This window comes from Streptomyces sp. SCA2-17, assembly GCF_044336695.1.
Window position 1 is genome coordinate 2894869 of sequence record NZ_CP117521.1, and the last position, 24649, is coordinate 2919517.

Annotated in this window: 18 protein-coding genes and 5 tRNA genes; 9 read left to right on the forward strand and 14 right to left on the reverse strand. The window is 70.8% G+C overall.

Going from position 1 to position 24649, the window contains the following annotated elements:
- Positions 1-230 precede the first annotated feature (230 nt).
- The 5 genes from PS271_RS12860 to PS271_RS12880 form a co-directional block, all read right to left on the reverse strand.
- Positions 231-1046, reverse strand: coding sequence for a DUF6227 family protein (locus tag PS271_RS12860; RefSeq protein ID WP_398382051.1), 816 nt, complete (start codon positions 1044-1046; stop codon positions 231-233).
- Positions 1047-1664: 618 nt separating this feature from the next.
- Positions 1665-1737, reverse strand: a tRNA-Lys gene (locus PS271_RS12865).
- A gap of 132 nt (positions 1738-1869) precedes the next feature.
- A complete protein-coding gene (locus PS271_RS12870) occupies positions 1870-4182 on the reverse strand; it encodes a DEAD/DEAH box helicase (RefSeq protein WP_398382052.1) in 2313 nt (770 codons plus the stop codon).
- A gap of 262 nt (positions 4183-4444) precedes the next feature.
- Entirely contained in the window at positions 4445-4945 is a 501-nt protein-coding gene (locus PS271_RS12875) for a hypothetical protein (protein ID WP_398382053.1), read from the reverse strand.
- Positions 4946-5134: 189 nt separating this feature from the next.
- Positions 5135-5485 carry a metallopeptidase family protein gene (locus PS271_RS12880; protein ID WP_106677607.1) on the reverse strand — a complete coding sequence of 117 codons (351 nt, stop codon included), beginning with the start codon at positions 5483-5485 and terminating at the stop codon, positions 5135-5137.
- A gap of 269 nt (positions 5486-5754) precedes the next feature.
- On the opposite strand from PS271_RS12880, the gene PS271_RS12885 reads away from it, so the two are divergent.
- The 6 genes from PS271_RS12885 (at position 5755) to PS271_RS12910 (ending at position 10833) form a co-directional block, all read left to right on the forward strand.
- Positions 5755-5827, forward strand: a tRNA-Glu gene (locus PS271_RS12885).
- Positions 5828-5866: 39 nt separating this feature from the next.
- Positions 5867-5941, forward strand: a tRNA-Asp gene (locus PS271_RS12890).
- Positions 5942-5966: 25 nt separating this feature from the next.
- Positions 5967-6040 (forward strand) — tRNA-Phe (locus PS271_RS12895).
- Positions 6041-6133: 93 nt separating this feature from the next.
- Positions 6134-10105: an ATP-dependent RNA helicase HrpA gene (hrpA, locus tag PS271_RS12900; RefSeq protein ID WP_398382054.1), complete on the forward strand. Its 3972-nt coding sequence runs from the start codon at positions 6134-6136 to the stop codon at positions 10103-10105.
- 135 nt (positions 10106-10240) lie between these two features.
- Positions 10241-10315 (forward strand) — tRNA-Asp (locus tag PS271_RS12905).
- Positions 10316-10560: 245 nt separating this feature from the next.
- Positions 10561-10833, forward strand: coding sequence for a DUF6274 family protein (locus PS271_RS12910; protein WP_398382055.1), 273 nt, complete (start codon positions 10561-10563; stop codon positions 10831-10833).
- A gap of 549 nt (positions 10834-11382) precedes the next feature.
- On the opposite strand, the gene bldC is transcribed toward PS271_RS12910, so the two are convergent.
- Positions 11383-11589 carry a developmental transcriptional regulator BldC gene (gene bldC, locus PS271_RS12915; protein ID WP_003949541.1) on the reverse strand — a complete coding sequence of 69 codons (207 nt, stop codon included), beginning with the start codon at positions 11587-11589 and terminating at the stop codon, positions 11383-11385.
- Between the two features lie 468 nt (positions 11590-12057).
- Complete coding sequence (locus PS271_RS12920) at positions 12058-12924, reverse strand: DUF8083 family protein (protein WP_398382056.1); 867 nt, start codon at positions 12922-12924, stop codon at positions 12058-12060.
- Positions 12925-13162: 238 nt separating this feature from the next.
- Here PS271_RS12920 and PS271_RS12925 point away from each other — a divergent pair, with 238 nt between their 5' ends.
- Both PS271_RS12925 and PS271_RS12930 read left to right on the forward strand, forming a co-directional pair.
- Positions 13163-14284: a Leu/Phe/Val dehydrogenase gene (locus PS271_RS12925; RefSeq protein ID WP_398382057.1), complete on the forward strand. Its 1122-nt coding sequence runs from the start codon at positions 13163-13165 to the stop codon at positions 14282-14284.
- Between the two features lie 399 nt (positions 14285-14683).
- Complete coding sequence (locus PS271_RS12930) at positions 14684-14941, forward strand: DUF3073 domain-containing protein (RefSeq protein ID WP_367139867.1); 258 nt, start codon at positions 14684-14686, stop codon at positions 14939-14941.
- A 174-nt stretch (positions 14942-15115) separates the two neighbouring features.
- On the opposite strand, the gene purM is transcribed toward PS271_RS12930, so the two are convergent.
- The 4 genes from purM to PS271_RS12950 form a co-directional block, all read right to left on the reverse strand.
- Positions 15116-16183 (reverse strand): phosphoribosylformylglycinamidine cyclo-ligase, encoded by a 1068-nt coding sequence (gene purM / locus PS271_RS12935; protein ID WP_398382058.1) that lies wholly within the window; start codon positions 16181-16183, stop codon positions 15116-15118.
- 40 nt (positions 16184-16223) lie between these two features.
- The gene (purF, locus tag PS271_RS12940) at positions 16224-17741 is read right to left on the reverse strand and encodes an amidophosphoribosyltransferase (protein WP_398382059.1); all 1518 of its coding nucleotides are present in this window, start codon (positions 17739-17741) and stop codon (positions 16224-16226) included.
- 191 nt (positions 17742-17932) lie between these two features.
- Complete coding sequence (locus PS271_RS12945; RefSeq protein ID WP_398382060.1) at positions 17933-18724, reverse strand: sterol carrier family protein; 792 nt, start codon at positions 18722-18724, stop codon at positions 17933-17935.
- A gap of 10 nt (positions 18725-18734) precedes the next feature.
- Complete coding sequence (locus tag PS271_RS12950) at positions 18735-19502, reverse strand: TetR family transcriptional regulator (RefSeq protein WP_398382061.1); 768 nt, start codon at positions 19500-19502, stop codon at positions 18735-18737.
- Positions 19503-19759: 257 nt separating this feature from the next.
- Between PS271_RS12950 and PS271_RS12955 the strand changes: the two genes are divergently transcribed.
- Positions 19760-21241: an MFS transporter gene (locus PS271_RS12955; RefSeq protein WP_398382062.1), complete on the forward strand. Its 1482-nt coding sequence runs from the start codon at positions 19760-19762 to the stop codon at positions 21239-21241.
- Between the two features lie 112 nt (positions 21242-21353).
- On the opposite strand, the gene purL is transcribed toward PS271_RS12955, so the two are convergent.
- From purL to purS, 3 genes are read right to left on the reverse strand one after another with little or no spacing between them, the layout of a single operon-like run.
- Positions 21354-23627 carry a phosphoribosylformylglycinamidine synthase subunit PurL gene (purL, locus tag PS271_RS12960; RefSeq protein WP_398382063.1) on the reverse strand — a complete coding sequence of 758 codons (2274 nt, stop codon included), beginning with the start codon at positions 23625-23627 and terminating at the stop codon, positions 21354-21356.
- Positions 23624-24304 carry a phosphoribosylformylglycinamidine synthase subunit PurQ gene (gene purQ / locus PS271_RS12965; protein WP_398382064.1) on the reverse strand — a complete coding sequence of 227 codons (681 nt, stop codon included), beginning with the start codon at positions 24302-24304 and terminating at the stop codon, positions 23624-23626. Before purQ ends, purL begins: the two co-directional genes overlap by 4 nt.
- Positions 24301-24546: a phosphoribosylformylglycinamidine synthase subunit PurS gene (purS, locus tag PS271_RS12970; protein ID WP_030367046.1), complete on the reverse strand. Its 246-nt coding sequence runs from the start codon at positions 24544-24546 to the stop codon at positions 24301-24303. The genes purQ and purS overlap by 4 nt, the downstream gene beginning before the upstream one ends.
- Positions 24547-24649: the final 103 nt, after the last annotated feature.

Below are 24649 nucleotides of genomic sequence, written 5' to 3' on the forward strand. Positions count from 1 at the left end.
CCCCACACCGGAATAGACCGGCAAAAACAAAAATGCGCCGTCGGTTCACATAACCGTCAGGCGCACACGAGTTCATGGGTACCACAACTGAAACGTCAGTTCAGCCTAGCACAGGCAGGTAGCCCTCCTCTAGCACACGTCGGCGGCCCCCGTTCCACCGCCCGCCGACGGTGCCTTCCTGCCTGCCTGTCTGCCCGCCCTCTCCCTGCCTGTCTGCCCTCTCCCTGCTCCTACAGCTCCACGCCCTGCGCGCGGGCGTGCCGGTCCGCGGCCACCTCGGCCTCCGTCTCGTCCAGATAGACCTCGCAGACCAGGCGGCCGTCCCTGTTCATGTTGTGCTCCAGCTCCCAGAGGCTGAGCTCGCCCCCGCCCTCCAGCAGGAACGCGTGCTCGTAGAAGCGGCACCAGGTGGCGTCGCGCCCGGCGCCCCGGCGCCTCGGCTTGGTGATCAGCGCGATGTGGTGGCCGAGCGCCCCCTGGAGCAGCTCGCGCACCACCTCGCCGGGCCCGTCCTCGTTCTCCGCGCGCCGCAGGAGCCGCCGGGCGTGATCGGGCGAGGCGTCGGCGACGTACTCCCGGCGGGGCTGGACCGGCCCCATGGCCAGCAGCAGCTCCTCCGCCAGCCAGGCCGGCAGCTCGTCGCCCTCGCTGCCGGGCCCGATGCCGCCGCCGATCCGCTCGTGCACGCGCCGCTCGGCGCGATCGAGGGCGTCCTCGTCGGCGTAGAGCTCGTAGACGAAGGCGTCCTCCGGTCCGGTGTCGTGCTCCAGCTCGAACAACAGCAGGCTGCTGCCGTCGGCCAGCAGGAAGACGTGCCGGTACGCATTGCAGCGCAGCGGGCGGTGCTCGTCATTGCGCTGGCGGTACGAGCGGAGCTCCGCCTGATGCATCAGCGCCGTCTGCAACCGGGCCAGGACGTGCTCGCCGATCTCGAAGCCGTTCTGGGCCCGCTTCAGCAGCGCCGCCACGTGCTCGGCGGGCGTCGTCTCGGCCTCGCGGGCTCCCGCGGCCCCTGCTGCGGCTCCCGGGGCTCCCTGGGCCCCCACTGCGGCCTGTGCGGCTCCCGCAGGCCCGGACGGGCCCTGGCCGCGCTCCGTGCGCCCCCTGTGCGCCCTGCACGCCGGGGGCTGGTCGCCCAGCTCCCCTCGCTCGCTTCCGCTTCCGCTCCCACCGGCTCGCGAGTTCTCCATGCCTCCGACCTCCCGGCCCTCGCCGCACCCACCCCGCGCACTTACCGTAGCGGCGCGAACACAAGGCGGGTGCCGGGTTTCCGGGAACTGGGTGCGCGGGGGGCCGGGCACGCGGGGGGCGTCCAAGGGTGGCTCGGAGGACGGAGCGTGCGCGGCCCGTGCGCCCCCCGGCTGCCGGACCACAGCGGACGACACAGTCGGCAGCCGCTCGGACCGCGAACGCACCGCCGCCGGACCGCGGTCGGGAATCCGTACATGTCCCGCTGGTTCGCGAGGAATTCGACGATGTTCTCCTTGCCTGCGCCCCGGTGTCACGGACTTGTGCACCGCACGGGCTGCGGATGTCGCACGAGCTCCGGGGGTGCGGCGGGAGAGGTGCCCGGGGTATCCGGGATGCAGCAGCGCCCCGCCCGGCTAGAACCGGACGGGGCGCTCCATCGCAGGTCAGTGGCGTAATGCCGGACCCGCATCGCGTAGGCCGTGTGGGACTCGAACCCACAACCAATGGATTAAAAGTCCACTGCTCTGCCAATTGAGCTAACGGCCCGCACCCCGCAGCATAGCCCGGCCGACCGCGTTATCCCGAGTCGTTATGGCCGATGCGTCGGACGAACCCGCGGATGCAGCAGGGCCCGTACGCCACCGAAGTGCCGTACGGGCCCCAAATCACCTGCGGTTATCAGCCGTTGCGCTTCCAGCGCGGCTTGTCGTCGCGGCGGCCGAAGGAACCGGTGCCACCGCGGTGGTCGTCGCGGCGGCCGGTCGGGCGGTCGTGGCTGCCGGAGCGGAAGCCGCCGCCGGCCGGACGGTCGTCACGACGGTCGCGGTTGAACGGACGGTCGCTGCCGCCGGAGCGGAAGCCGCCGCCGTGCGAGGGGCGGTCGTCGCGACGGAAGCCGCCACCCGACGGACGGTCGTCACGACGGAAACCACCGGAGCGGTTGTCGTCGCGGCGGAAGCCGCCGGAGGGACGGTCGTCGCGGCGGAAGCCACCGGAGCGGTTGTCATCACGACGGTCGTCACGACGGAAGCCGCCACGGTCACCACCGCGGTCGTCACGGCGGTCGCCACCGCGGAAGCCCTCACGGTCGTCGCGGCGGAAGCCACCCGACGGACGGTCGTCACGACGGAAACCACCGGAGCGGTTGTCATCACGACGGTCGTCACGGCGGAAGCCGCCACGGTCACCACCGCGGTCATCGCGACGGTCGCCACCGCGGAAGCCCTCACGGTCGTCGCGGCGGAAGCCACCCGACGGACGGTCGTCACGACGGAAACCACCGGAGCGGTTGTCATCACGACGGTCGTCGCGACGGAAGCCGCCACGGTCACCACCGCGGTCGCCGCCACGGTCACCACGGCGGTCGAAGTTGCCCCGCTCGTCGCGGCGCTCGTGGGCCGGAGCGGCCTGCGCCGGGACGGCCGCGGCAGCGGTCTCCGCGGCCTCGGCGGCGACGGCCTCGGCCTGGGCCTGCTCGGCGGCGGCCGCGACCGCGGCCTCCGGGTCCTCACCGCGCTCGCGGGCGGCACGCGCCAGCAGGCGGTCGGCCTCCTCGCGGAACTCGGTGGCACGGCGCTGGACGCGCTCCAGCTGACGGGTGAGGTCCTGGACCTCGCGCTCGGCCTGCTTGGCGGCGTTGGCCGCGGAGTCGGCCTGGACCTCGGTGAGGGAGCGGGCGCCGGTGATCTTGGCGACCTCCTCGTCGAAGGCGCCGGAGCCGCCGACGATGTGGCGCGAGGCGTCCACGCCCGCGTCCTCCATCAGGCGGAAGATCTGCTTGCGCTGGTGCGGCAGGGCCAGGGAGACGACCGTGCCGGACTGGCCGGCGCGGGCCGTACGGCCGGAGCGGTGCAGGTAGTCCTTGTGGTCACCGGCGGGGTCGACGTTGAGGACCAGGTCGATGCCGTCGACGTGGATGCCGCGGGCGGCGACGTCGGTGGCGACCAGGCAGTTCACGTAGCCGGCCTTGAAGTCCTCCAGGACGCGGCTGCGGGCGCCCTGGGTCATGCCGCCGTGCAGGGCGTCGGCGCGGACGCCGGCATCCAGCAGCTGCTCGGCGACGCGGTCGGCGCCCAGCTGGGTGCGGACGAAGATGATGGTGCGGCCCTTGCGGGCGGCGATGGCGGCGGTGACCGGCGCCTTGTCCTTCGGCTTCACGACGAGGACGTGGTGGGTCATGGTGGTGACGGCACCGGCGGAGGGGTCGACCTCGTGCGTGACCGGGTTGACCAGGTAGCGCTTGACGAGGGTGTCGATCTCGTTCTCCAGCGTGGCGGAGAACAGCAGGCGCTGGCCGCCGGCCGGCACCAGGTCGAGGATCTCGGTGACCTCGGGCAGGAAGCCCATGTCGGCCATCTGGTCGGCCTCGTCGAGAACGGCGACCTGGACCTTGTCGAGCGAGGCGGCGCCGCGGTTGATGATGTCGCGCAGGCGGCCCGGGGTGGCGACGAGGATGTCGACGCCGCGCTCCAGGGCGTAGATCTGGTTGCCCATGGACGTACCGCCGCAGACGACCTTCATCTTGAGGCCGAGCACGTCGCCGTACGGCTGGAGGGCGTCCGCGACCTGCATCGCGAGCTCACGGGTCGGGGTGAGGATCAGGCCGCGGGGGCGCTTCTTCTCGGTGGAGCCGCCGGCCAGGGTGGACAGCAGCGGCAGACCGAAGGAGAGGGTCTTGCCGGAGCCGGTGCGGCCGCGGCCGAGGATGTCCTTGCCGGCCAGGGCGTCCGGGATGGTCGCGGCCTGGATCGGGAAGGGGGTGGTCACGCCGTTCTGCGCGAGCTTGCGGACGATGCCGGCGTCCAGACCGAGGTCACCGAAGGTGATCGTCGGCTCGGCGGGCTCGGCAGCGGTCTCGGCGGAGTCAGCGGCGGCGTCGGCCGCGGTCTCGTCGGCGGGGGTGAGGTCCGCGGTGGTCTCCGCGGTGGCGTCCGCCTCGGCGACGATCTCGTCGCTCGCGGGCATGACGGTCTGCTCAGTGGAAATGGACATGCGAAATGCGAAACCTTCCGGAGTTTCGGCACGCGCCCAAGCTCCGTGTCGGCTTCACAAATGACCGCCTCGATGCGGTCAGCCACGGCAAGGTAAGGAACGCGCCACACGGCGCGCTTCTGTTAGGCGCCGGGCAAATGGGATCAAACGATCTACCACCATACGCACTCGCACCCCCCGGACGCAACCCGCTGTCCTCGTCCGGCGGCATGGCCTGCGCCACAGGACCCCGGTGCGGCCTACGCACAGGACCCGGTGCGGCCTACGCCACGGGGCCCGCGGCCTGCGGCCCGGGCTGCGGCGAGGGGGGCGCCGAGGTCGCGGGCGGCTGGGTGGGCGGCGGTGGAGCGGGGGTGCTCGGCTGGGGGGCCGGCTGGCTGGATGCGGGCGGGTGGGGCGTGGGGGCCGTGCCGCCGCCGGCGGGGGGCTTCGCCTTCTTGCCCGGCTTGCCGGGGCGGGCGTCCGGCGAGGCCTCGGCGGGGCTGCCGGAGGGCGTCGCCGAGGAGGACGGGCCGGCCGTGTTCCTGGCCGACGGGCTGCCGCTCGCGCCCCGCGCGGAGCGCGCGTCCGCCGGCCCGGGCCGCCCGCCGGGCATCCGCACCCCGCCGTCCGGCTCCGGCCCCGCGTCGCGCTGCTTGCCCGCACCCGGCGACGGAGCGGGCCGCTCCGGGTCGCTCACGCTCATGCACCCCCCGAGGGCCAGGGCCACGGCTGCGACGGCCGCGATCCGGGTGACGGCTGCGCGGGGTGAGATGGGAGGCATCGGGGACCGCCTTCGGGACTTCCGGGACTGACGCGCGGGACTGAACGCATGGGACAGGCCCCCTGCCCAACTGAGACCGGCCCGCCCAGGACACGCGCGGCGCGCGTTCACCTGACCGGCTCTTTACCGGTCGGCCCGCTCGTCAGCCGCGGCCGGCCCCCTCGGTTCCCACCTGCCGGCCGTGACCGGTCATCCGTAGCCGAGGGCGTGCAGCCGCTCGTCGTCGATGCCGAAGTGGTGGGCCACCTCGTGAACGACCGTCACTTCGGTCTCCTCCACCACCTCTTCCCGCGAGGTGCACAGGCGCAGCGTCGGCCCGCGGTAGATCGTGATCCGGTCGGGCAGGACGCCCGCGTACCACTCGCCGCGCTCGGTCAGCGGCGTCCCCTCGTAGAGGCCGAGCAGCTCCGGGTCCTCCGCCGGGGGCTCGTCCTCGACGAACACCGCGACGTTGTCCATCAGCCGCGTCAGCTCCGGCGGGATCCGGTCCAGGGCCTCGGCGACCAGTTCCTCGAACTCCTCGCGCGTCATCTCCAGCACGCTCGCCATTGTCCGGCACGCACCCCCGCGGGGCCCCCGCACGGCTCTCGTACGCCTCCCGCGCCGCGCACAGCGCAGCGCGGCGCGGCGTCCGGGAGCCCTCCGCGCCCCGCCCCGCGAACCGTCCGCACCGCCCTCCGGGAACCGTCCGCACCCCCTCTAGGAACCCTCCGCGCCGGCCCCCGGGAAACCGTTTTGGCGTTCCCTCCCTCCATCCCATATGCTTCTCACGTCCCCGAGGCGCTGCGAAGCGCCCAGGTGGGCCATCAGCCCTCATCGTCTAGTGGCCCAGGACGCCGCCCTTTCAAGGCGGTAGCACGGGTTCGAATCCCGTTGGGGGCACGCTTTACCGTGTGCGAGACTAGTGCTCGCACATAGCAAGGTCCTGTGGAGCAGTTTGGAGTGCTCGCCACCCTGTCAAGGTGGAGGCCGCGGGTTCAAATCCCGTCAGGACCGCTGCAGGCATCTCTGATGCCTGCGTGGCTGGGTAGCTCAGTTGGTACGAGCGTCCGCCTGAAAAGCGGAAGGTCGCCGGTTCGACCCCGGCCCCAGCCACAGTGAGCCCCTCATCTTCGGATGGGGGGCTCAGTGCATTCCCGGAAAATGAGTTCGCCGCTTCGCGGCGGCTGGTGCGATCCTGGACTCCGTATGTCTACGCAGCCTGCCGCCCCCGCCACCTTCGCCGACCTCGCCGCCCGCCTCCCCGAGCTGACGCTGCGCGACGCGCAGCGCCTGGGGCGGCGGCTCGAGGGCGCGCGCCGCATCCGCAAGCCCGAGGCCCGTACGGCCGTCCTGGCCGAGATCACGGCAGAGGTCGGCGCGGCCGAGCTGCGCGTCGCGAGCCGCCGGGCCGCCGCGCCCGCCGTCACCTACCCCGAGCAGCTCCCGGTCAGCCAGAAGAAGGACGAGATCCTGGCGGCGATCCGCGACCACCAGGTCGTGATCGTCGCGGGCGAGACCGGCTCCGGGAAGACCACGCAGATCCCCAAGATCTGCATGGAGCTCGGCCGCGGCGTCCGGGGCCTGATCGGGCACACCCAGCCGCGCCGGATCGCCGCCCGCACGGTCGCGGAGCGCGTCGCGGAGGAGCTGCGCACGCCGCTGGGCGAGGCGGTCGGCTGGAAGGTCCGCTTCACCGATCAGGTGAGCGAGAGCACGCTGGTCAAGCTGATGACGGACGGCATCCTGCTGGCCGAGATCCAGACGGACCGCGAGCTGCGCCAGTACGACACGATCATCATCGACGAGGCGCACGAGCGCAGCCTCAACATCGACTTCATCCTCGGCTATCTGGCGCAGCTGCTGCCGCGCCGCCCCGACCTCAAGGTCGTCATCACCTCGGCCACGATCGACCCGGAGCGCTTCTCCCGCCATTTCGGGGAGGCGCCGATCATCGAAGTGAGCGGGCGGACGTATCCGGTGGAGGTGCGGTACCGGCCGCTGCTGGAGGAAGATTCCGGCGACGCGGACCGCGATCAGATCACGGCGATCTGCGATGCGGTGGACGAGCTGCAGCGCGAGGGCGACGGCGACATATTGGTCTTCCTCTCCGGCGAGCGGGAGATCCGTGACACCGCGGACGCGCTGGAGAAGAAGAAGCTCAGGTTCACCGAGATCCTGCCGCTGTACGCCCGCCTCTCGCACGCCGAGCAGCACCGGGTCTTCCAGCGCCACACGGGCCGCCGGATCGTGCTCGCGACGAACGTCGCCGAGACGTCCCTGACGGTCCCGGGCATTCGCTACGTGATCGACCCCGGTTTCGCGCGGATCTCGCGCTACAGCCACCGCACCAAGGTGCAGCGGCTGCCGATCGAGGCGATCTCGCAGGCCAGCGCGAACCAGCGCAAGGGCCGCTGCGGGCGTACGTCGGACGGCATCTGCATCCGGCTGTATTCGGAGGACGATTTCCTCGCCCGCCCGGAGTTCACGGACGCGGAGATCCTCCGTACGAATCTGGCGTCGGTCATCCTCCAGATGACGGCGGCCGGCCTGGGCGACATCGAGAAGTTCCCGTTCATCGACCCGCCGGACCGGCGCAACATCAAGGACGGCGTCGACCTGCTGGTCGAGCTGGGGGCGCTGGAACCGCAGCAGAAGAAGCCCCAGAAGGGGAAAGAGGGGCAGCGGCTCACGCAGTCGGGGCGGAAGCTCGCGCAGCTTCCGGTGGACCCGCGGCTGGCCCGCATGGTCCTGGAGGCCGACCGCAACGGCTGTGTCCGCGAGGTCATGGTGATCGCGGCCGCGCTGTCGATCCAGGATCCGCGCGAGCGGCCCTCGGAGAAGCAGGCGCAGGCCGATCAGCAGCACGCCCGCTTCAAGGACGAGACGAGCGATTTCCTCGCGTTCCTGAACCTGTGGCGCTATGTGCGCGAGCAGCAGAAGGCGCTGTCGTCGTCGGCGTTCCGGCGCATGTGCAAGTCGGAGTTCCTGAACTACCTGCGCATACGGGAATGGCAGGACATCTACTCGCAGCTGCGGACGGTCGCCAAGCAGATGGGCGTCCACATGGCGGAGGAGGATGCGGCCCCGGAGCGCATTCACCAGTCGCTGCTGGCCGGACTGCTCTCGCACATCGGATTGAAGGACACCGAGAAGAACGAGTACCTGGGTGCCCGCAGCGCGAAGTTCGCGGTGTTCCCGGGTTCGGCGCTGTTCCGCAAGCAGCCGCGCTGGGTGATGTCGGCCGAGCTGGTGGAGACGTCGCGGCTGTGGGCGCGGGTCAATGCCAAGGTCGAGCCCGAGTGGATCGAGCCGCTCGCGCAGCACCTGGTGAAGCGCAATTACAGCGAGCCGCACTGGGAGCAGAAGCAGGCGGCCGTGATGGCGTACGAGCGGGTGACGCTCTACGGCGTGCCGATCGTCGCGCAGCGGAAGGTCAATTTCGGCCGGATCGATCCGGAGACGAGCCGCGAGCTGTTCATCCGCCACGCCCTGGTCGAGGGCGACTGGCGTACGCACCACCAGTTCTTCCACGACAACCGCAAGCTGCTGGGCGAGGTCGAGGAGCTGGAGCACCGCGCCCGCCGCCGGGACATCCTGGTGGACGACGAGACGCTCTTCGACTTCTACGACCAGCGGCTGCCCGAACACGTGGTGTCGGGCGCGCACTTCGACTCGTGGTGGAAGCACAAGCGGCGCGAAGAGCCGGAGTTGCTGAACTTCGAGCAGTCGATGCTCATCAACGAGAACGCCGGGGCGGTCACCAAGGACGACTACCCGGATTCCTGGCGGCAGGGCCGGCTGAAGTTCAAGGTGACCTATCAGTTCGAGCCGGGTGCGGACGCGGACGGCGTGACCGTCCACATTCCGCTGCACGTGCTGAACCAGGTCTCGGCCGAGGGCTTCGACTGGCAGATCCCGGGGCTGCGCGAGGACCTGGTGACGGAGCTGATCCGGTCGCTGCCCAAGCCGATCCGCAGGAATTACGTGCCGGCGCCGAACTTCGCCAAGGCGTTCCTGGACCGTGCCGTCCCGCTCCAGGAGTCGCTGACGGTCACGCTGGCGCGCGAGCTGCACCGGATGACGGCTGTCCGGCTGGATCCGGAGGACTTCGACCCGGGCAAGGTGCCCGACCACCTGAAGATCACTTTCCGGGTCATTGACGAGCGCCGTCGCAAGATCGCCGAGGACAAGGACCTGGAGGCGCTGCGGCTGCGGCTCAAGCCGAAGACGCAGGCGGCGATCTCCAAGGCCTTCGAGCAGGCCGCGGAGGCCGCCAAGGCCGACGGCACCGGAGGCGGCGCCCCGGAGCAGCGCTCGGGGCTCACGTCCTGGACGGTGGGCACCCTGCCGCGCACCTTCGAGACGCGCCGGGCCGGCCAGCCGGTCAAGGCGTACCCCGCGCTGGTGGACGAGGGCTCCTCGGTCGCCGTGCGGCTCTTCGACACCGAGCCGGAGCAGCGCGAAGCGATGTGGCGGGGCACCCGCCGGCTGATCCTGCTGAACCTGCCCTCCAACCCGGCGAAATTCGCCCAGGACAAGCTCGGCAACCAGCAGAAGCTCGCCCTCTCGCGCAATCCGCACGGCTCCGTCCAGGCACTCTTCGAGGACTGCGTCTCGGGCACGGCCGACAAGCTGATCGCCGCGCACGGCGGCCCCGTCTGGGACGAAGAATCCTTCCGCAAGCTCTTCGACGCGGTACGGGCGGACATCGTGGACGCCACGATGGACGCGATCCGCAAGGTGCAGGAGGTGCTGGCCGCCTGGCAGGCGTGCGAGCGCCGGCTGAAGGCCACCACGAGCCTGTCGCTGATGTCCTCCCTCTCGGACGTCAAGGAGCAACTGGCGTGGCTGATCAAGCCGGGCTTCGTCACCGAGCACGGCGTCCGGCGCCTGCCCGACCTGCTGCGCTATCTGGTGGCGGTCGACCGGCGGCTCACCCAGCTGCCCGCCAACGCCGACCGGGACCGGACCCGGATGGCGAAGGTGAAGGAGATGCAGGACGAGTACGCGTGGCTGCTGGAGCAGTTCCCGAAGGGGCGCCCGGTGCCCCGGGAGGCGCTCGACGTCCGCTGGATGATCGAAGAGCTGCGGGTGAGCTACTTCGCCCACGCGCTCGGGACGGCGCACCCGGTCTCGGACAAGCGGATCGTGAAGACCATCGATCAGCTGGTGCCCTAGGGACGGGTGGTGCGGCCGGGCCGCGGCACGGCGCGGGGACCCGATCGGGGGCCCTCCCGTGATCGGGTTCGACCGCACCCCCTGACCTGCTGTAGAGTCTGTCTCGCAAGCCCGCCGGAGCGGGAAGCACAGCAAGGTCCTGTGGAGCAGTTTGGAGTGCTCGCCACCCTGTCAAGGTGGAGGCCGCGGGTTCAAATCCCGTCAGGACCGCATCACAGCAAGGCCCGCGCCCTACACTGGGCGCGGGCCTTGACTCTTTTTCCGGACCGGGTGGCTCTGCCTGGAGGCCGCGCCCGCGGCGGCAGCCGCCGCCGATGCAGTAAATCCCGTCAGGACCGCATCGGAGCAAGTCCGTTGAAGGCCCGGATCCCTTTTCAGGGATCCGGGCCTTCTCGCGTTCGACCTTGACTGGGACACGTGCCAGGGGTACCCAGACAGTGGAGGTGCTGCGCTCCATGACGACGACCACCACCCCGGCAGAGGCGAAGCGGCCCGGCACGCCCGGGACCGGGAAGCTCAGGGCCGAGAGCATCAGGCACGAGACGCGAGCGCTGCTGCGCGCCCATCTGTCCGCCGCGTCCGGCGCTTCCGGGTACCGCCACCTGACCCGGCACTGCGCCGTGTGCCACCGGCTGCTGCGCCTCGCCCAGGAGGCGGCGGCCGCGGGCCCTGCGGGGCCGCTGCCCGGCCCGGAGGGCGCCGAGGGGGCGCGGACCGGCTCCGGGTGACCAACGGCGCCTGTACGGGCGGCAGTCGGCCGCGGCTCCGCGCACATCCGGAGCGCGCCGGGCTCTTTACCGCAGCGGCACAATGAGTGACAAGCCCGTCGCGCTGTGATGGGAGTCACCGAAAGAGTTTCCCGGACGAGGGAACTTACCCCTGGCCTACAACGGGTCAATTTAATATGTGCAATTGCACTCCACCCGAAAGGGTGGGCCAGGGGGGTCCGTACGGGTGCGCTCCGCCGGCCTGCGCCGCCCAGGGCCGGGCGTGGCCGCTACGGCCCACCCAGGGCGACGGCTGCGCTCAGTGGCACTCAGCCGCGCTCAAAACGGCGGCCGGCAGCGTCGACGGCGTCCGGGCATAAAAAGATCGCGCTGGACCCGGCGGAGTCCAGCGCGATCGACGACTCGCCCAAGTCGGTGGGCTGCGGCGGTCCTGTTGGGGCAGGAGCCGGTCGTGTGGAGCCAGATGGTGCTTCAGGATGCTTCAGATGGAACTGGAGCAGGGCGTAAGCCGGGTTGGGGGCCCCGGAAAACGCCCGGTCATGCGATTGTTCAGGCCTCGCTGCGCTGCTGCGGAATGCCCGCCAGCAGGGCGCGGACCTCCGCTTCGCGGTAACGGCGGTGTCCTCCGAGCGTGCGGATGGACGTGAGCTTGCCAGCCTTGGCCCAACGGGTGACCGTCTTCGGGTCCACGCGGAACATCGTGGCAACCTCAGCCGGGGTCAGCAGCGGCTCGGCATCAGGGGTGCGAGCGGTCATGAGCGGCCTCCTCGGGAGAACCTGACGTGGAGTCGGTTCTTTCCTCTAAATTCTGCACCTTGACCCGCGTTGCCCGAAATGGCGGACGCGGGCCGAGTCGGTTATAGGACGAACGGCTTGTCCTCGGCACTACAACTACACCATCTGTCCAGCCACGTCGGCCAAACCGATGGAATTGCCCTCTCAGGTGTTCAACCTCGACGGAAGCCGATGGACCATGCCATAGCGGACAGTCACGCCACCGTGACGATCAGTCACAGCGGGATCAGGGGTCACCAGACCCGTCAAGGAGTGCAATACCGATCAATCCGCCCTTAGTTGGACGGAAGGAGCCCTTCCCGGACTCCTTGTCCTATTTTGCCACGCAGATGGGCGATGAGCGCAAGACCTGACGAAAGTGCGTTAGGTCACGGTTGCCGCAATGGCCCGGATCGGGACCTAGGTCCCGGCGCTCCTCGGATCAGGACATCAATTGGCGTACTGACGGTTGCGTACGGCACTCCAGCGCTCCGTCAACCGCTCGTACGCCCGCCCCGCGCGCACGCCGTCCCCCGCGCGGAGCGCCGCGAGCCCCTCCGCCGTGTCTCCGGCGGAATGGTCCTCGGCGAGCTGCGCCTCGGGCACCATATGCACCAGACCGCCGTAATCCAGCTCCACCAGGGAGCGCGGGTGGAACTCCTCCAGCCATCGCCCCACGTCCACCAGCCCGTCGATCAGCGGGCCCTCGTCGATCGCGTCCTTGAGCGTGCGCAGCCCCCGGGCCACCCGCCGCCTCGCCTGCACCATCTGCGTGCGGTAGCGGAGCACGAGCCCGTCCCGGCCCGGCTCCCCCTCGCCCGCGCACTCCCCCGGCTTGCCGTACTCGCGCTCCTCGTCGGAGAAGAGGACGAACCAGCGCAGGGGCACCTGCCAGGTCGCGGTGCGGATCCAGGGCCGGGCGTCGGGGTTGCGCTCCTGCCAGCGCTCGTAGTCGGCCTCCGCCTGCCGGCGCACGACCGGCGGCAGGGCCGCGTCCAGCACCGGCGCGGGCAGGCTCTCGGACAGCTCCTCCAGCGCCAGCCAGCCGCGCAGCCGCGTGCGCCACGGGCAGACGCACAGGACGCCGTCCTGGAAGGTGACGAAGGCGTCACCGCTCTCGTGCACCGGGACCGGCACCGCCGGCGTGGGCAGCAGGTCGGCGAGCGAGCGCCGGAGCTCGTCCTGGGCGCAGGGCAGGGTGGTGCGCCGGGCGTAGCGCTCCCAGTGCGTGCGCTCCGGCTCCGGGAAGGCGCCGAGCGGCTCGTAGACCCGCAGGTACGCCGCGTACGGGACGGTCACCGATGACGCCGAGCCCACACGTGCTCCCCTCAAGACGCCGGACATCCCGGGGAGTTGCCGAACCCTCCCCGTACCGCGCAAATCGTCCCATGGCGCCGCTCCCCGGAGGAGTGATCCTCCGCACGGGACCGGCCCGCCGGGCCGACAGGTCTTACCCTCTTGCCAACCGGCCCTCCACCACCCCCGGAGGGCAACCTCCGCGACATATGGAGTCACCACAGTGACTGACGTACGTCCCACCAATGACGCTGACGGCGTGCTGCACACATTGTTCCGGTCGGACCAGGGCGGCCACGAGCAGGTCGTCCTGTGCCAGGACCGCGAGAGCGGCCTCAAGGCCGTGATCGCCATCCACTCGACCGCCCTGGGCGACGCCCTCGGCGGCACGCGCTTCTACCCGTACGCCTCGGAGGCGGCGGCGGTGCAGGACGCCCTCAACCTCTCCCGCGGCATGTCCTACAAGAACGCGCTGGCGGGTCTGGATCACGGCGGTGGAAAGGCCGTGATCATCGGCGATCCCTCCCTGATCAAGACCGAACAGCTCTTGCTGGCATACGGACGCTTTGTGGCCTCCCTCGGCGGGCGGTACGTCACCGCCTGCGACGTCGGCACCTACGTGCAGGACATGGACGTCGTCGCCCGCGAGTGCCGCTGGACCACCGGCCGCTCCCCCGAGAACGGCGGCGCCGGCGACTCCTCCGTCCTCACCGCCTTCGGCGTCTTCCAGGGCATGCGCGCCGCCGCGCAGACCCAGTGGGGCGAGCCGACCCTGCGCGGCCGCCGGGTCGGCGTCGCGGGTGTCGGCAAGGTCGGCCACCACCTCGTCGAGCACCTGGTCGAGGACGGCGCGGAGGTCGTGATCACCGACGTCCGGGCGGAGGCCGTGGAGCGGATCCTGGCCCGCCACCCGCAGGTCAGCGCCGTGACCGATGCGGAGGTCCTGGTCCGTACGCCGCTCGACGTCTACGCCCCCTGCGCGCTCGGCGGTGCGCTGGACGACGCGACCGTGGCCGCCCTGACCGCGAGCGTGGTCTGCGGCGCGGCCAACAACCAGCTCGCCCACCCGGGCGTCGAGAAGGATCTCGCGGACCGCGGCATCCTCTACGCCCCGGACTATGTGGTGAACGCCGGCGGAGTGATTCAGGTAGCCGACGAACTGCACGGTTTTGATTTCGACCGCGCGAAGGCCAAGGCGAACCAGATTTTCGACACGACGTTGGCCATATTTGATCGGGCCAAGGCCGACGGCATCCCGCCCGCCGCTGCCGCCGACCGGCTGGCCGAGCAGCGCATGGCCGAGGCGCGGGCGCGCGCCACGGGTGCGGTTGCGGCCGGCACGGCCGCAGCGGGCACGTCCGCAGTGGCTACCGCGCGGTAGAACCGTCCGGTAAGCCTGGTAAGGGCGCCTTGCGCACCGTCCGTGTCCCGGCGGCGGCGCGACGCGGCCGGCGCGGCGGCCCCCGGCCCGCCCGGAGCCGCCCCCTAGCGGTCCCTACAGGCCCGTCCGATGAGGTGGTGAGGGAGACATCTCTCACCACCCATCGGCGGGTCGGGGCACAAGACACGTTAAAATCGCAGCTGACCAGCGGGGACGGGGCTCCCCTAGGGTTGTGCTGCGTGGCACGTCATGCGGGCGACGTACCGTATGGCCGCGGAAGCAGGTACCGTTGAAGCCCTACAGGCCGGATCCCTCCACGGGGGTCCGCTCTGACTCATGAACGTGAACGCGTGTCAAGACTCTGGGGCCGTCGAGCCCCGTCATTGAGGGGGTCGAGCCATGGGGCGCGGCCGGGCCAAGGCCAAGCAGACAAAGGTCGCCCGCCAGCTGAAGTACAACAGCGGCGGGACCGACCTCTCACGTCTGGCCAATGAGCTGGGCGCATCGCCGACGAAGCAGCCGCCGAACAGCGAGCCGCTTGAAAAGGACGATGAGCTGGATGACGACCCGTACGCTCAGTACGCGAGTCGTTACAACGACGATGAGGACGAGGACGAGCAGGCCCCGGCCGACTCTCCTTACCGTCGCCGCGCTTGACGCTGTAACTCCCACTGACCCGGTTCGAGGCCTGACCTCGGACCGGGTTCTGTGCTGCCCGGATGTTGTGCCGGCGCATCCCTGAGGCCGCCGCCCCCAGCCGTCGCCCCGCAGGCCGCTTGCGGGCACCCGGGCCGCCGCAGCGGCACGGGTGGGCACAAGCGGCCGTTCGCCTCAGCTCGCGTAGTCACCGGTCAGGGCCACGGCCTCGGCCTGATCACCGCGGTCGCTGATGCCGCCGGCGACCCATGCGTCCACTCCGCGGTCGGCGAGGGCCGTGAGGGCCACGTCCACGGACTCCTGCGGGACGACCGCGACCATGCCGACGCCCATGTTCAGCGTCTTCTCCAGCTCCAGCCGCTCGACGCCGCCGAGCCGGCCCACGGTGTCGAAGACCGCTCCCGGCGTCCACGTCGACCTGTCGACCGTCGCGTGGAGGTGGTCCGGGATCACCCGGGCCAGGTTGTTGGCCAGGCCGCCGCCCGTGATGTGCGAGAAGGCGTGCACCTCGGCCGTACGGGTGAGGGCCAGGCAGTCCAGCGAGTAGATCCGGGTGGGCTCCAGCAGCTCCTCGCCGAGGGTGCGGCCGAACTCCGGCACCTCCCGGTCCAGCTCCCAGCCGGCCCGGTCGAAGAGCACATGGCGGACCAGCGAGTACCCGTTCGAGTGAAGTCCGGACGAGGCCATCGCGATGACGGCGTCACCCGTACGGATGCGATCGGCGCCCAGCACGCGGTCGGCCTCGACCACGCCGGTGCCCGCGCCGGCCACGTCGAACTCGTCCGCGCCGAGCAGGCCGGGGTGCTCGGCGGTCTCGCCGCCGACCAGCGCGCAGCCCGCGAGGACGCAGCCCTCGGCGATGCCCTTGACGATCGCGGCGACCCGCTCGGGGTGGACCTTGCCGACGCAGATGTAGTCGGTCATGAACAGCGGCTCGGCGCCGCAGACGACCAGGTCGTCCACGACCATGCCGACGAGGTCGTGGCCGATGGTGTCGTACACGCCCATGCGGCGGGCGATGTCGACCTTCGTGCCGACGCCGTCCGTGGCGGAGGCGAGGAGGGGCCGCTCGTACCGCTTGAGCGCGCTCGCGTCGAAGAGCCCGGCGAAGCCGCCGAGGCCGCCGACGACCTCGGGGCGGGTGGCCTTCTTCACCCACTTCTTCATCAGCTCGACGGCGTGATCGCCCGCCTCGATGTCGACGCCCGCGCTTGCGTAGCTGGCACCAGTGGTCTCAGACATTGCTGGGAACTTTCGTGTCGTTCGGTACTACGAGGGCGTTTTACGGACGACGGAGCGCGTCGGCGGCGTCCGCGCCACCGGCCAGCTCGGTCTCCAGAAGCTGCTTGCCGAGCAGCTCGGGGTCGGGGAGCGCCATGGGGTACTCGCCGTCGAAGCAGGCGCGGCACAGGTTCGGCTTGGCGATGGTGGTCGCCTCGATCATGCCGTCGAGGGAGATGTACGCGAGCGAGTCCGCGCCCAGCGACCGGCCGATCTCCTCGACGCTCATGCCATTGGCGATGAGCTCGGCCCGGGTGGCGAAATCTATGCCGAAGAAGCACGGCCATTTCACCGGCGGGGAGGAAATCCGCACGTGCACCTCGGCGGCGCCGGCCTCGCGGAGCATCCGGACGAGCGCGCGCTGGGTGTTGCCGCGGACGATGGAATCGTCGACGACGACCAGGCGCTTGCCCTTGATGACTTCCTTGAGCGGATTCAGCTTGAGCCGGATGCCGAGCTGGCGGATGGTCTGGCTCGGCTGGATGAACGTCCGGCCGACATAGGAATTCTTGACCAGGCCGGTGCCGTACGGAATGCCGCTGGCCTCCGCATAACCGACGGCCGCCGGAGTACCGGATTCCGGTGTCGGTATCACCAGATCGGCGTCGACCGGGGCCTCGGCGGCGAGCTTGCGGCCCATTTCCACCCGGGACAGGTAGACGTTCCGGCCGGCGATATCGGTGTCGGGACGGGCCAGGTACACGTACTCGAAGACGCAGCCCTTGGGGCGGGCCTCGGCGAAGCGGCTGGTGCGCACGCCGTGCTCGTCGATGGCGATGAGCTCGCCCGGCTCGATCTCGCGGACGAACGTGGCGCCGCAGATGTCCAGGGCGGCCGTCTCGGAGGCCACCACCCAGCCGCGCTCCAGGCGGCCGAGGACCAGCGGGCGGATGCCCTGCGGGTCACGGGCGGCGTAGAGCGTGTGCTCGTTCATGAAGACGAGACAGAAGGCGCCCTTGACGTCGGGAAGGACCTTGGCGGCCGCCTCCTCGATGGTCAGCGGCTTGCCGTCGGCGTCGGTCTGGCCCGCGAGGAGGGCCGTGACCAGGTCGGTGTCATTGGTCGCCGCGACCTGAGTGGCGCGGCCGTTCTCCTTGGGGAGAGCGGCGACCATCTCGGCCAGCTCGGCCGTGTTGACCAGGTTGCCGTTGTGGCCCAGCGCGATCGAGCCGTGCGCGGTCGCCCGGAAGGTCGGCTGAGCGTTCTCCCACACCGAGGCTCCGGTGGTGGAGTAGCGGGCGTGACCGACCGCGATGTGGCCCTGGAGAGAGCCGAGGGAAGTTTCGTCGAAGACCTGGGAAACCAGTCCCATGTCCTTGAAGACGAGGATCTGGGAGCCGTTGCTCACTGCGATGCCCGCGGACTCCTGTCCACGGTGCTGCAGCGCATACAGCCCGAAATAGGTGAGTTTGGCGACCTCTTCACCCGGAGCCCAGACACCGAAGACGCCACATGCGTCCTGGGGGCCCTTCTCACCGGGGAGCAGGTCGTGGCTGAGTCGTCCGTCACCACGAGGCACACCTTGAGTCTATGGCAGGAAGGAGGTTCATCCGAACCGGGGACGACCGGTGATGCCTCACACCACGCACAGCCACTCGGCGCGCACAGCGAATCACCTTTCGGGGAAAGCGAATCGCCGCTCGACGATCTTTTGTACATTCCGCCAAAGGGCGTTTCCCCGGACGCCTTCCGGACCTGTTCCGAAGGGGGTCACGCGGAGAGCGGGAGGTACGCGGAGAGGTCCGCCCGTTCCCCGCTCGCACTGATCGCGGCGGCTTCCAGGGCAGTGGCCCAGTCCGTACGGCCGGTGGCCAGGCGGAGCCAGGTGAGCGGGTCGGTCTCCACCACGTTGGGCGGGGTGCCGCGGGTGTGCCGGGGGCCGGCCACGCACTGGACGACCGCGAACGGCGGGATGCGGACCTCCACGGAGCCGCCCGGGGCCTCGGCGGCGAGCGCGTCGGCCAGCAGGCGGGTGGCATGGGCCAAGACCTGCCGGTCGTAACGGATCTCGGTGCCGAGCGCCGCCGCGAGGTCGTCGGTGCGGGCGGCCAGCTCGACGCACCGCGTGACCAGGAAGTCGTCCAGCCGCATGGCTCCCGCGGGAGTGGCGAGGAGACGGTCCGGCGGGGTGGTGGCGGCGAGGGTGGCGAAACGGTCCGCCACAGCGTCCAGGAGCGCGGCGGGGATGGTCTCCGGGACGCCGTGGCCGGCGATCTCGGTGATCCCGGCGGGAGCGGGCCTGGCCGGCCACTCCACGGCGGTGATCTCCCGCGCGGGCGGGGCCGGTTCCCCGATCAGGCGGGCCACCAGGTCCACGTCCAGGGCGACGCGTACGAGCAGGTCGCGGACGCTCCGCTCCCCGCACGGGGTAGGCAGCGCGAGCTGCGCCTCCTCCAGGCCCGCGGCGGCGTCCCGTACGTGGGCGAGCTGCGCGGTGACGGCGGCACGCAGCTTGGCGGGGTCGTAGCTGCGGGGACGGGGCTTGCGCGGGGCGGGAGGCATGGCTCCGACCCTATTCGGCGCGGGTTTCGGTGGCGGGTGCCGATGCGGTGGCGGCTGCCGCTCCGGTGGCTCCGGTCGCTTTGGTGACCCCGGTGGCTTCGGCGACTTCAATGGCTTCGGTGGCTTCGGTGCCTGCCGGGAGCGTGGCGAAGTCCCCGAGCCCGTGCTCGACCAGGTCGAAGGCGCGCTCGGCGAGGGCGACGGCGCCGGGAAGGACGGCCTCCGCCGACTCCCCCGCGAACAAACGCCGGTGGTTGTACTCGTGCACGGCGTAGCGGACGCTCATCAGCTGCGCGGCGACCACGGGGGCGAGCTCGGCGTCAGGCCCCTCCGCGACCGCGGCCAGCTCCTCGGCCAGGAGCATCTGGGCGCGGCGGACGTATTCGTGGGCGCGGACGAGAAGGGCCGGGGTCTCCTGGATCAGCCGGCGCATCTGAAGCACGTGCGGGTCGTCGCTCATGCCGACGGACGGGTCGTGAGCGTGGAGCGCGGCCATGAACGCCCTGCGGAAGGCGGCGACGGCGGACTCGCCGGGACGCCGGTCGCGTACGGAGCGGGCGGCGTCGCCGATGTGCTCCTGCATGGGGCCGAGGACCAGGTCCTCCTTGGAGGACATGTAGTTGAAGACCGTCATCTTCGAGACCTCGGCGGCCAGGGCGACCTCGGCGACCGACACCTGGTCGTAGCCGCGCTCCAGGAACAGCTTCGCGGCGGTCCTCCACAGCGTGCGCCGGGTCTGGATCTTCTTGCGCTCGCGCAGGCTCAGGCCTTCGGTCATGCCCCGACTGTACCAGGATGAAGTTTTGACCAGGGCGACAAACTTACCCGATAGAAGAATTGACTCGGTACATGTTCGCAGGGCAAGGTGAGGGCGCGCCGCTTCCATCGGCGTTCCACAGCCGACCCGGAGGGGGAAGAAGGGTGCGTTCATCCACAGCGGCGGGGCAGTTGGCTCCTGAGCGGGGGTCTCCGAGACGGACTGCCGACGCCTCAGGGGCGGGTCCGGGCCCGGCCGGTCAGCCGGCCGGGCCCGGCATGACCGACGGGCAGCGCAAGATCGCCTTCGTGGTCTGCCTGACCACGATGCTCCTGGCCGTCCTCGACCAGAACATCGTCTCGGCCGTCACCGTCCCGGTCGTCCAGGACCTCGACCCCGCGCACGGCATCGACCGCGTGCCCTGGCTGATCAGCGCCTTCGCCCTCGCCTCGACCGCGGTCCTGCCGCTCTACGGCAAGCTGTGCGACACGCTCGGCGCGCGCAGGGTGTTCCTGAGCGCCGTCGCGGCCTTCCTCGTGGGGTCGGCGCTGTGCGGGGCCGCGCAGTCCATGGAGCAGCTCATCGCGTTCCGTGCGGTGCAGGGCATCGGCGGCGGCGGGCTGATGAGCGTCACGATGGTCGTCATCGCCCAGCTCAAGGCGGGAGCGCCCGCGGACGCAGGCGACGGCGGCGGCAAGGGCGGCCGCGGAGGCGGCGGTAACGGCGGTGCCGGCATAGGCGGCCTCGTGGCGGGCGCGGGCATGGCGCTCGGGCCCCTGCTGGGCGGCGTCCTCGCCGATCACGCCGACTGGCGCTGGGTGTTCTACGTGAACCTGCCCATCGGCCTCGCCGTGCTCGCCGCCGCGGCCGCCGTCCTCAAGCTCCCCCGGCACCACGGCACGCGCCACCGCATCGACTTCCTCGGCGCCGGCCTCGCGGCGGCCTTCTCCACGGCCGTGCTGCTCGTCACGGAGTGGGGCGGCAAGGAGTACGCGTGGGGCTCCCCCACCGTCCTCGGGCTGATCACGGCGAGCGCGCTGCTGCTCGGCCTGTTCGTGTGGCGGCAGGCCACGGCGGCCGAGCCCGTCCTGCCCCTGTCGCTGTTCAGGATCCCCGTGCTGCGCATCTCGTTCGCGCTGCAAGCGCTGATCGGGACGGCCCTGATGGGCTCGATGATCTACGTGATCATCTATCTGCAGCTCGTGCGGGGCATCGCCGCCACGCACGCCAGCCTGTTCCTGCTCCCGATGGCCGCGGGGCTCTCCGTCATCGGCATCGTCACCGGCAGGCTGACGGCACGCGGCTGGCCGCAGAAGACCTTCATCGTCGCCGGTACGGCGATCAGCGCGGCGGCCATGGGGATCCTCGCGACCCTCGGCGCGGACACGAGCCTGTGGGTCGTCGGCACGGCGCTGCTGCTGCTCGGCCTCGGGTTCGGCCAGCTGCTCGGCCAGCTGATCCAGCTCACGCAGGAGTCGGCGCCGCCCCGCCAACTGGGCGTGGCCACCACGGGGATCCGCTTCTTCCAGTCCCTGGGCGGCGCGCTGGGCGCCTCCCTCTTCGGCACGGTGCTGGCCCGGGTGTACGAGGCGAAGGGCCCCGGCGGATCGGCGAGCCGTATCGCCGCGCTCAGCGGGGAGGCGCACACCCAGGCGATACGGGCGTTCGTCTCCTCCGTCGACACGGTGTTCGCGTGTGCTGCCGGAGCGATGGTGGTGGCACTGCTGCTGGCGATACGCCTGCGGGTGCCCCGCCCCTGAGCCCCTGACCGGAGTCCGGGGGGGGGAGGATCCGGTGCCACCGGGCCTGCGCGCGGTGGCGGGGCGGGCCCGGGAAGGAGCCCGCCCCACCACCGGGGACATCAGGCGGTGCCTACGCGAGCAGCGCCGGAATCGTGGCCTCGTGGGCCTCGCGCAGCTCGGCCAGCGAGATGCTGAACTGGCCCTGGACGTCGATCTCTTCGCCGTCGACGACACCGATCCGGGTCGCGGGAAGGCCCCGCGCTCCGCACATGTCGGTGAACCGCAGCTCCTCGCTCCGCGGGACCGCGACGACCGCACGGCCGGCGGACTCGGAGAAGAGGAAGACGAAGGGGTCGCCCGCGGCGGAGCCGCTGTCGGACGCCATGTCGGGCACGACGATCCGCGCGCCCTTGCCACCGCGCAGGCACGACTCGGCGAGGGCCTGGATCAGACCGCCGTCGGAGAGGTCGTGCGCGGCGTCGATCATGCCGTCGCGCGAGGCGGAGATCAGGATCTCGCCGAGCAGCTTCTCGCGGTCCAGGTCCACGGCCGGCGGCAGGCCGCCGAGGTGGTCGTGGACGACCTGGGACCAGGCCGAGCCGCCCAGCTCCTCCTTGGTGTCACCCAGGAGGTAGAGCAGCTGGCCCTCGTCGGAGAAGGCGATCGGCGTGCGGCGGTTGACGTCGTCGATGACGCCGAGCACCGCGACCACGGGGGTCGGGTGGATGGCGGTCTCGCCGGTCTGGTTGTAGAGCGAGACGTTGCCGCCGGTGACCGGGGTGCCGAGCGCCAGGCAGCCGTCGGCCAGGCCGCGCGTGGCCTCCGCGAACTGCCACATGACGGCGGGGTCCTCGGGGGAGCCGAAGTTCAGGCAGTTCGAGATGGCCAGCGGACGGGCACCGGAGGCGGCCACGTTGCGGTAGGACTCGGCGAGCGCGAGCTGGGCGCCCGCGTACGGGTCGAGCTTGGCGTAGCGGCCGTTGCCGTCCGTGGCGACGGCGACACCGAGGTTGGTGTCCTCGTCGATGCGGACCATGCCGGAGTCCTCCGGCTGCGCGAGGACGGTGTTGCCCTGCACGAACCGGTCGTACTGGTCGGTGATCCAGGACTTGGACGCCTGGTTCGGCGAGGAGATCACCTTCAGGACCTGCTCGCGCAGCTCCTCGGCGGTCGCCGGCCGGGCCAGCTTGTTCGCGTCGTCGGCCTGGAGGGCGTCCTGCCAGTCCGGGCGGGCGTACGGGCGCTCGTAGACCGGGCCCTCGTGGGCGACGGTGCGCGGCGGCACGTCCACGATCTGCTCGCCGTGCCAGAAGATCTCCAGCCGCTCGCCGTCGGTGACCTCACCGATGACGGTGGCGATGACGTCCCACTTCTCGCAGATCTCCAGGAAGCGGTCGACCTTGCCGGGCTCGACGATCGCGCACATGCGTTCCTGCGACTCGCTCATGAGGATCTCCTCGGGCGAGAGCGTCGCGTCGCGCAGCGGCACGCGGTCCAGCTCGACGCGCATGCCGCCGGAGCCGGCGCTGGCCAGCTCGCTGGTGGCGCAGGACAGGCCGGCGCCGCCGAGGTCCTGGATGCCGTCGACCAGGTCCTCGCGGAAGATCTCCAGGGTGCACTCGATGAGGAGCTTCTCCTGGAAGGGGTCGCCGACCTGGACGGCGGGGCGCTTGGTGGGCTTACTGTCGTCGAAGGTCTCGGACGCGAGGACCGAGACGCCACCGATGCCGTCGCCACCGGTGCGGGCACCGTAGAGGATGACCTTGTTGCCGGCGCCGGATGCCTTGGCGAGGTGGATGTCCTCGTGCTTCATCACGCCGACGCACAGGGCGTTGACCAGCGGGTTGCCCTGGTAGCAGGCGTCGAAGACGACCTCGCCGCCGATGTTGGGCAGGCCCAGGCAGTTGCCGTAGCCGCCGATGCCCGCGACGACGCCCGGCAGGACGCGCTTGGTGTCGGGGTGGTCGGCGGCGCCGAAGCGCAGCGGGTCCATGACGGCGACCGGGCGGGCGCCCATCGCGAGGATGTCGCGGACGATGCCGCCGACGCCGGTGGCCGCGCCCTGGTAGGGCTCGATGTACGAGGGGTGATTGTGCGACTCGACCTTGAAGGTGACCGCGTAGCCCTGGCCGACGTCGACGACGCCGGCGTTCTCGCCGATGCCGACGAGGAGGGCGTCGTTCTCCGGGGCCTTCTCGCCGAACTGGCGGAGGTGGACCTTGCTGCTCTTGTACGAGCAGTGCTCGGACCACATGACGGAGTACATCGCGAGCTCGGCGCCGGTGGGACGGCGGCCGAGGATGGTGCGGATGCGCTCGTACTCGTCCTGCTTCAGGCCCAGTTCGGCCCAGGGCTGGTCGACGTCGGGGGTCTCGTCGGCGTGCTTGACGGTGTCGAGAGTCATGCGTTGACCAGCTTCCTCAGGATCGAGGTGAAGAACCCGAGCCCGTCGGTGCGGCCGGTGCCGACCAGGGGCTCGACGGCGTGCTCGGGGTGCGGCATCAGGCCGACGACGTTGCCGGCGGCGTTGGTGATGCCCGCGATGTCGCGGAGCGAGCCGTTCGGGTTGTAGTCGACGTAGCGGAAGACGACGCGGCCCTCCGCCTCCAGCTCGTCGAGGGTGTGCTCGTCGGCCACGTAACGGCCGTCGATGTTCTTCAGCGGGACGGAGATCTCCTGGCCCGCTTCGTAGTCGGACGTCCAGGCGGTGTCCGCGTTCTCCACGCGGAGCTTCTGGTCGCGGCAGATGAAGTGCAGGTGGTTGTTGCGCAGCATCGCGCCGGGCAGCAGGTGGGTCTCGGTGAGCACCTGGAAGCCGTTGCAGATGCCGAGGACGGGCATGCCGCCCTTGGCCTGCTCGATGACGGTCTCCATGACCGGCGAGAAGCGGGAGATGGCACCCGCCCGCAGATAGTCGCCGTAGGAGAAACCGCCGGGCAGGACCACGGCGTCCACCTGCTTGAGGTCCTTGTCACGGTGCCAGAGCGGCACGGGCTCGAGGCCGGCGATCCGGACGGCGCGCTGGGTGTCGCGGTCGTCCAGGGTGCCGGGGAAGGTAACGACTCCTACGCGTGCAGTCACGAGTCGACCCGCACGGTGAAGTTCTCAATCACGGTGTTGGCGAGAAACGTTTCCGCCATCTCGTGGATTCGGGCGAGGGCGGCATCGTCGACCGGTCCCTCCACCTCGAGTTCAAAGCGCTTGCCCTGACGGACGTCGGCGATCCCCTCAAAACCCAGGCGAGGCAGCGCGCGCTGCACCGCCTGGCCCTGCGGGTCGAGGATCTCCGGCTTGAGCATGACGTCGACTACGACGCGTGCCACTGGCACTCCCGGTGTGTGGTGCGTGAGCTGAAGCGGTACGGCCAGCGTACAGTCCCGAAAAATCTACGCGCATAGATATGCTGGGCCTCCTGTCACGTTTACG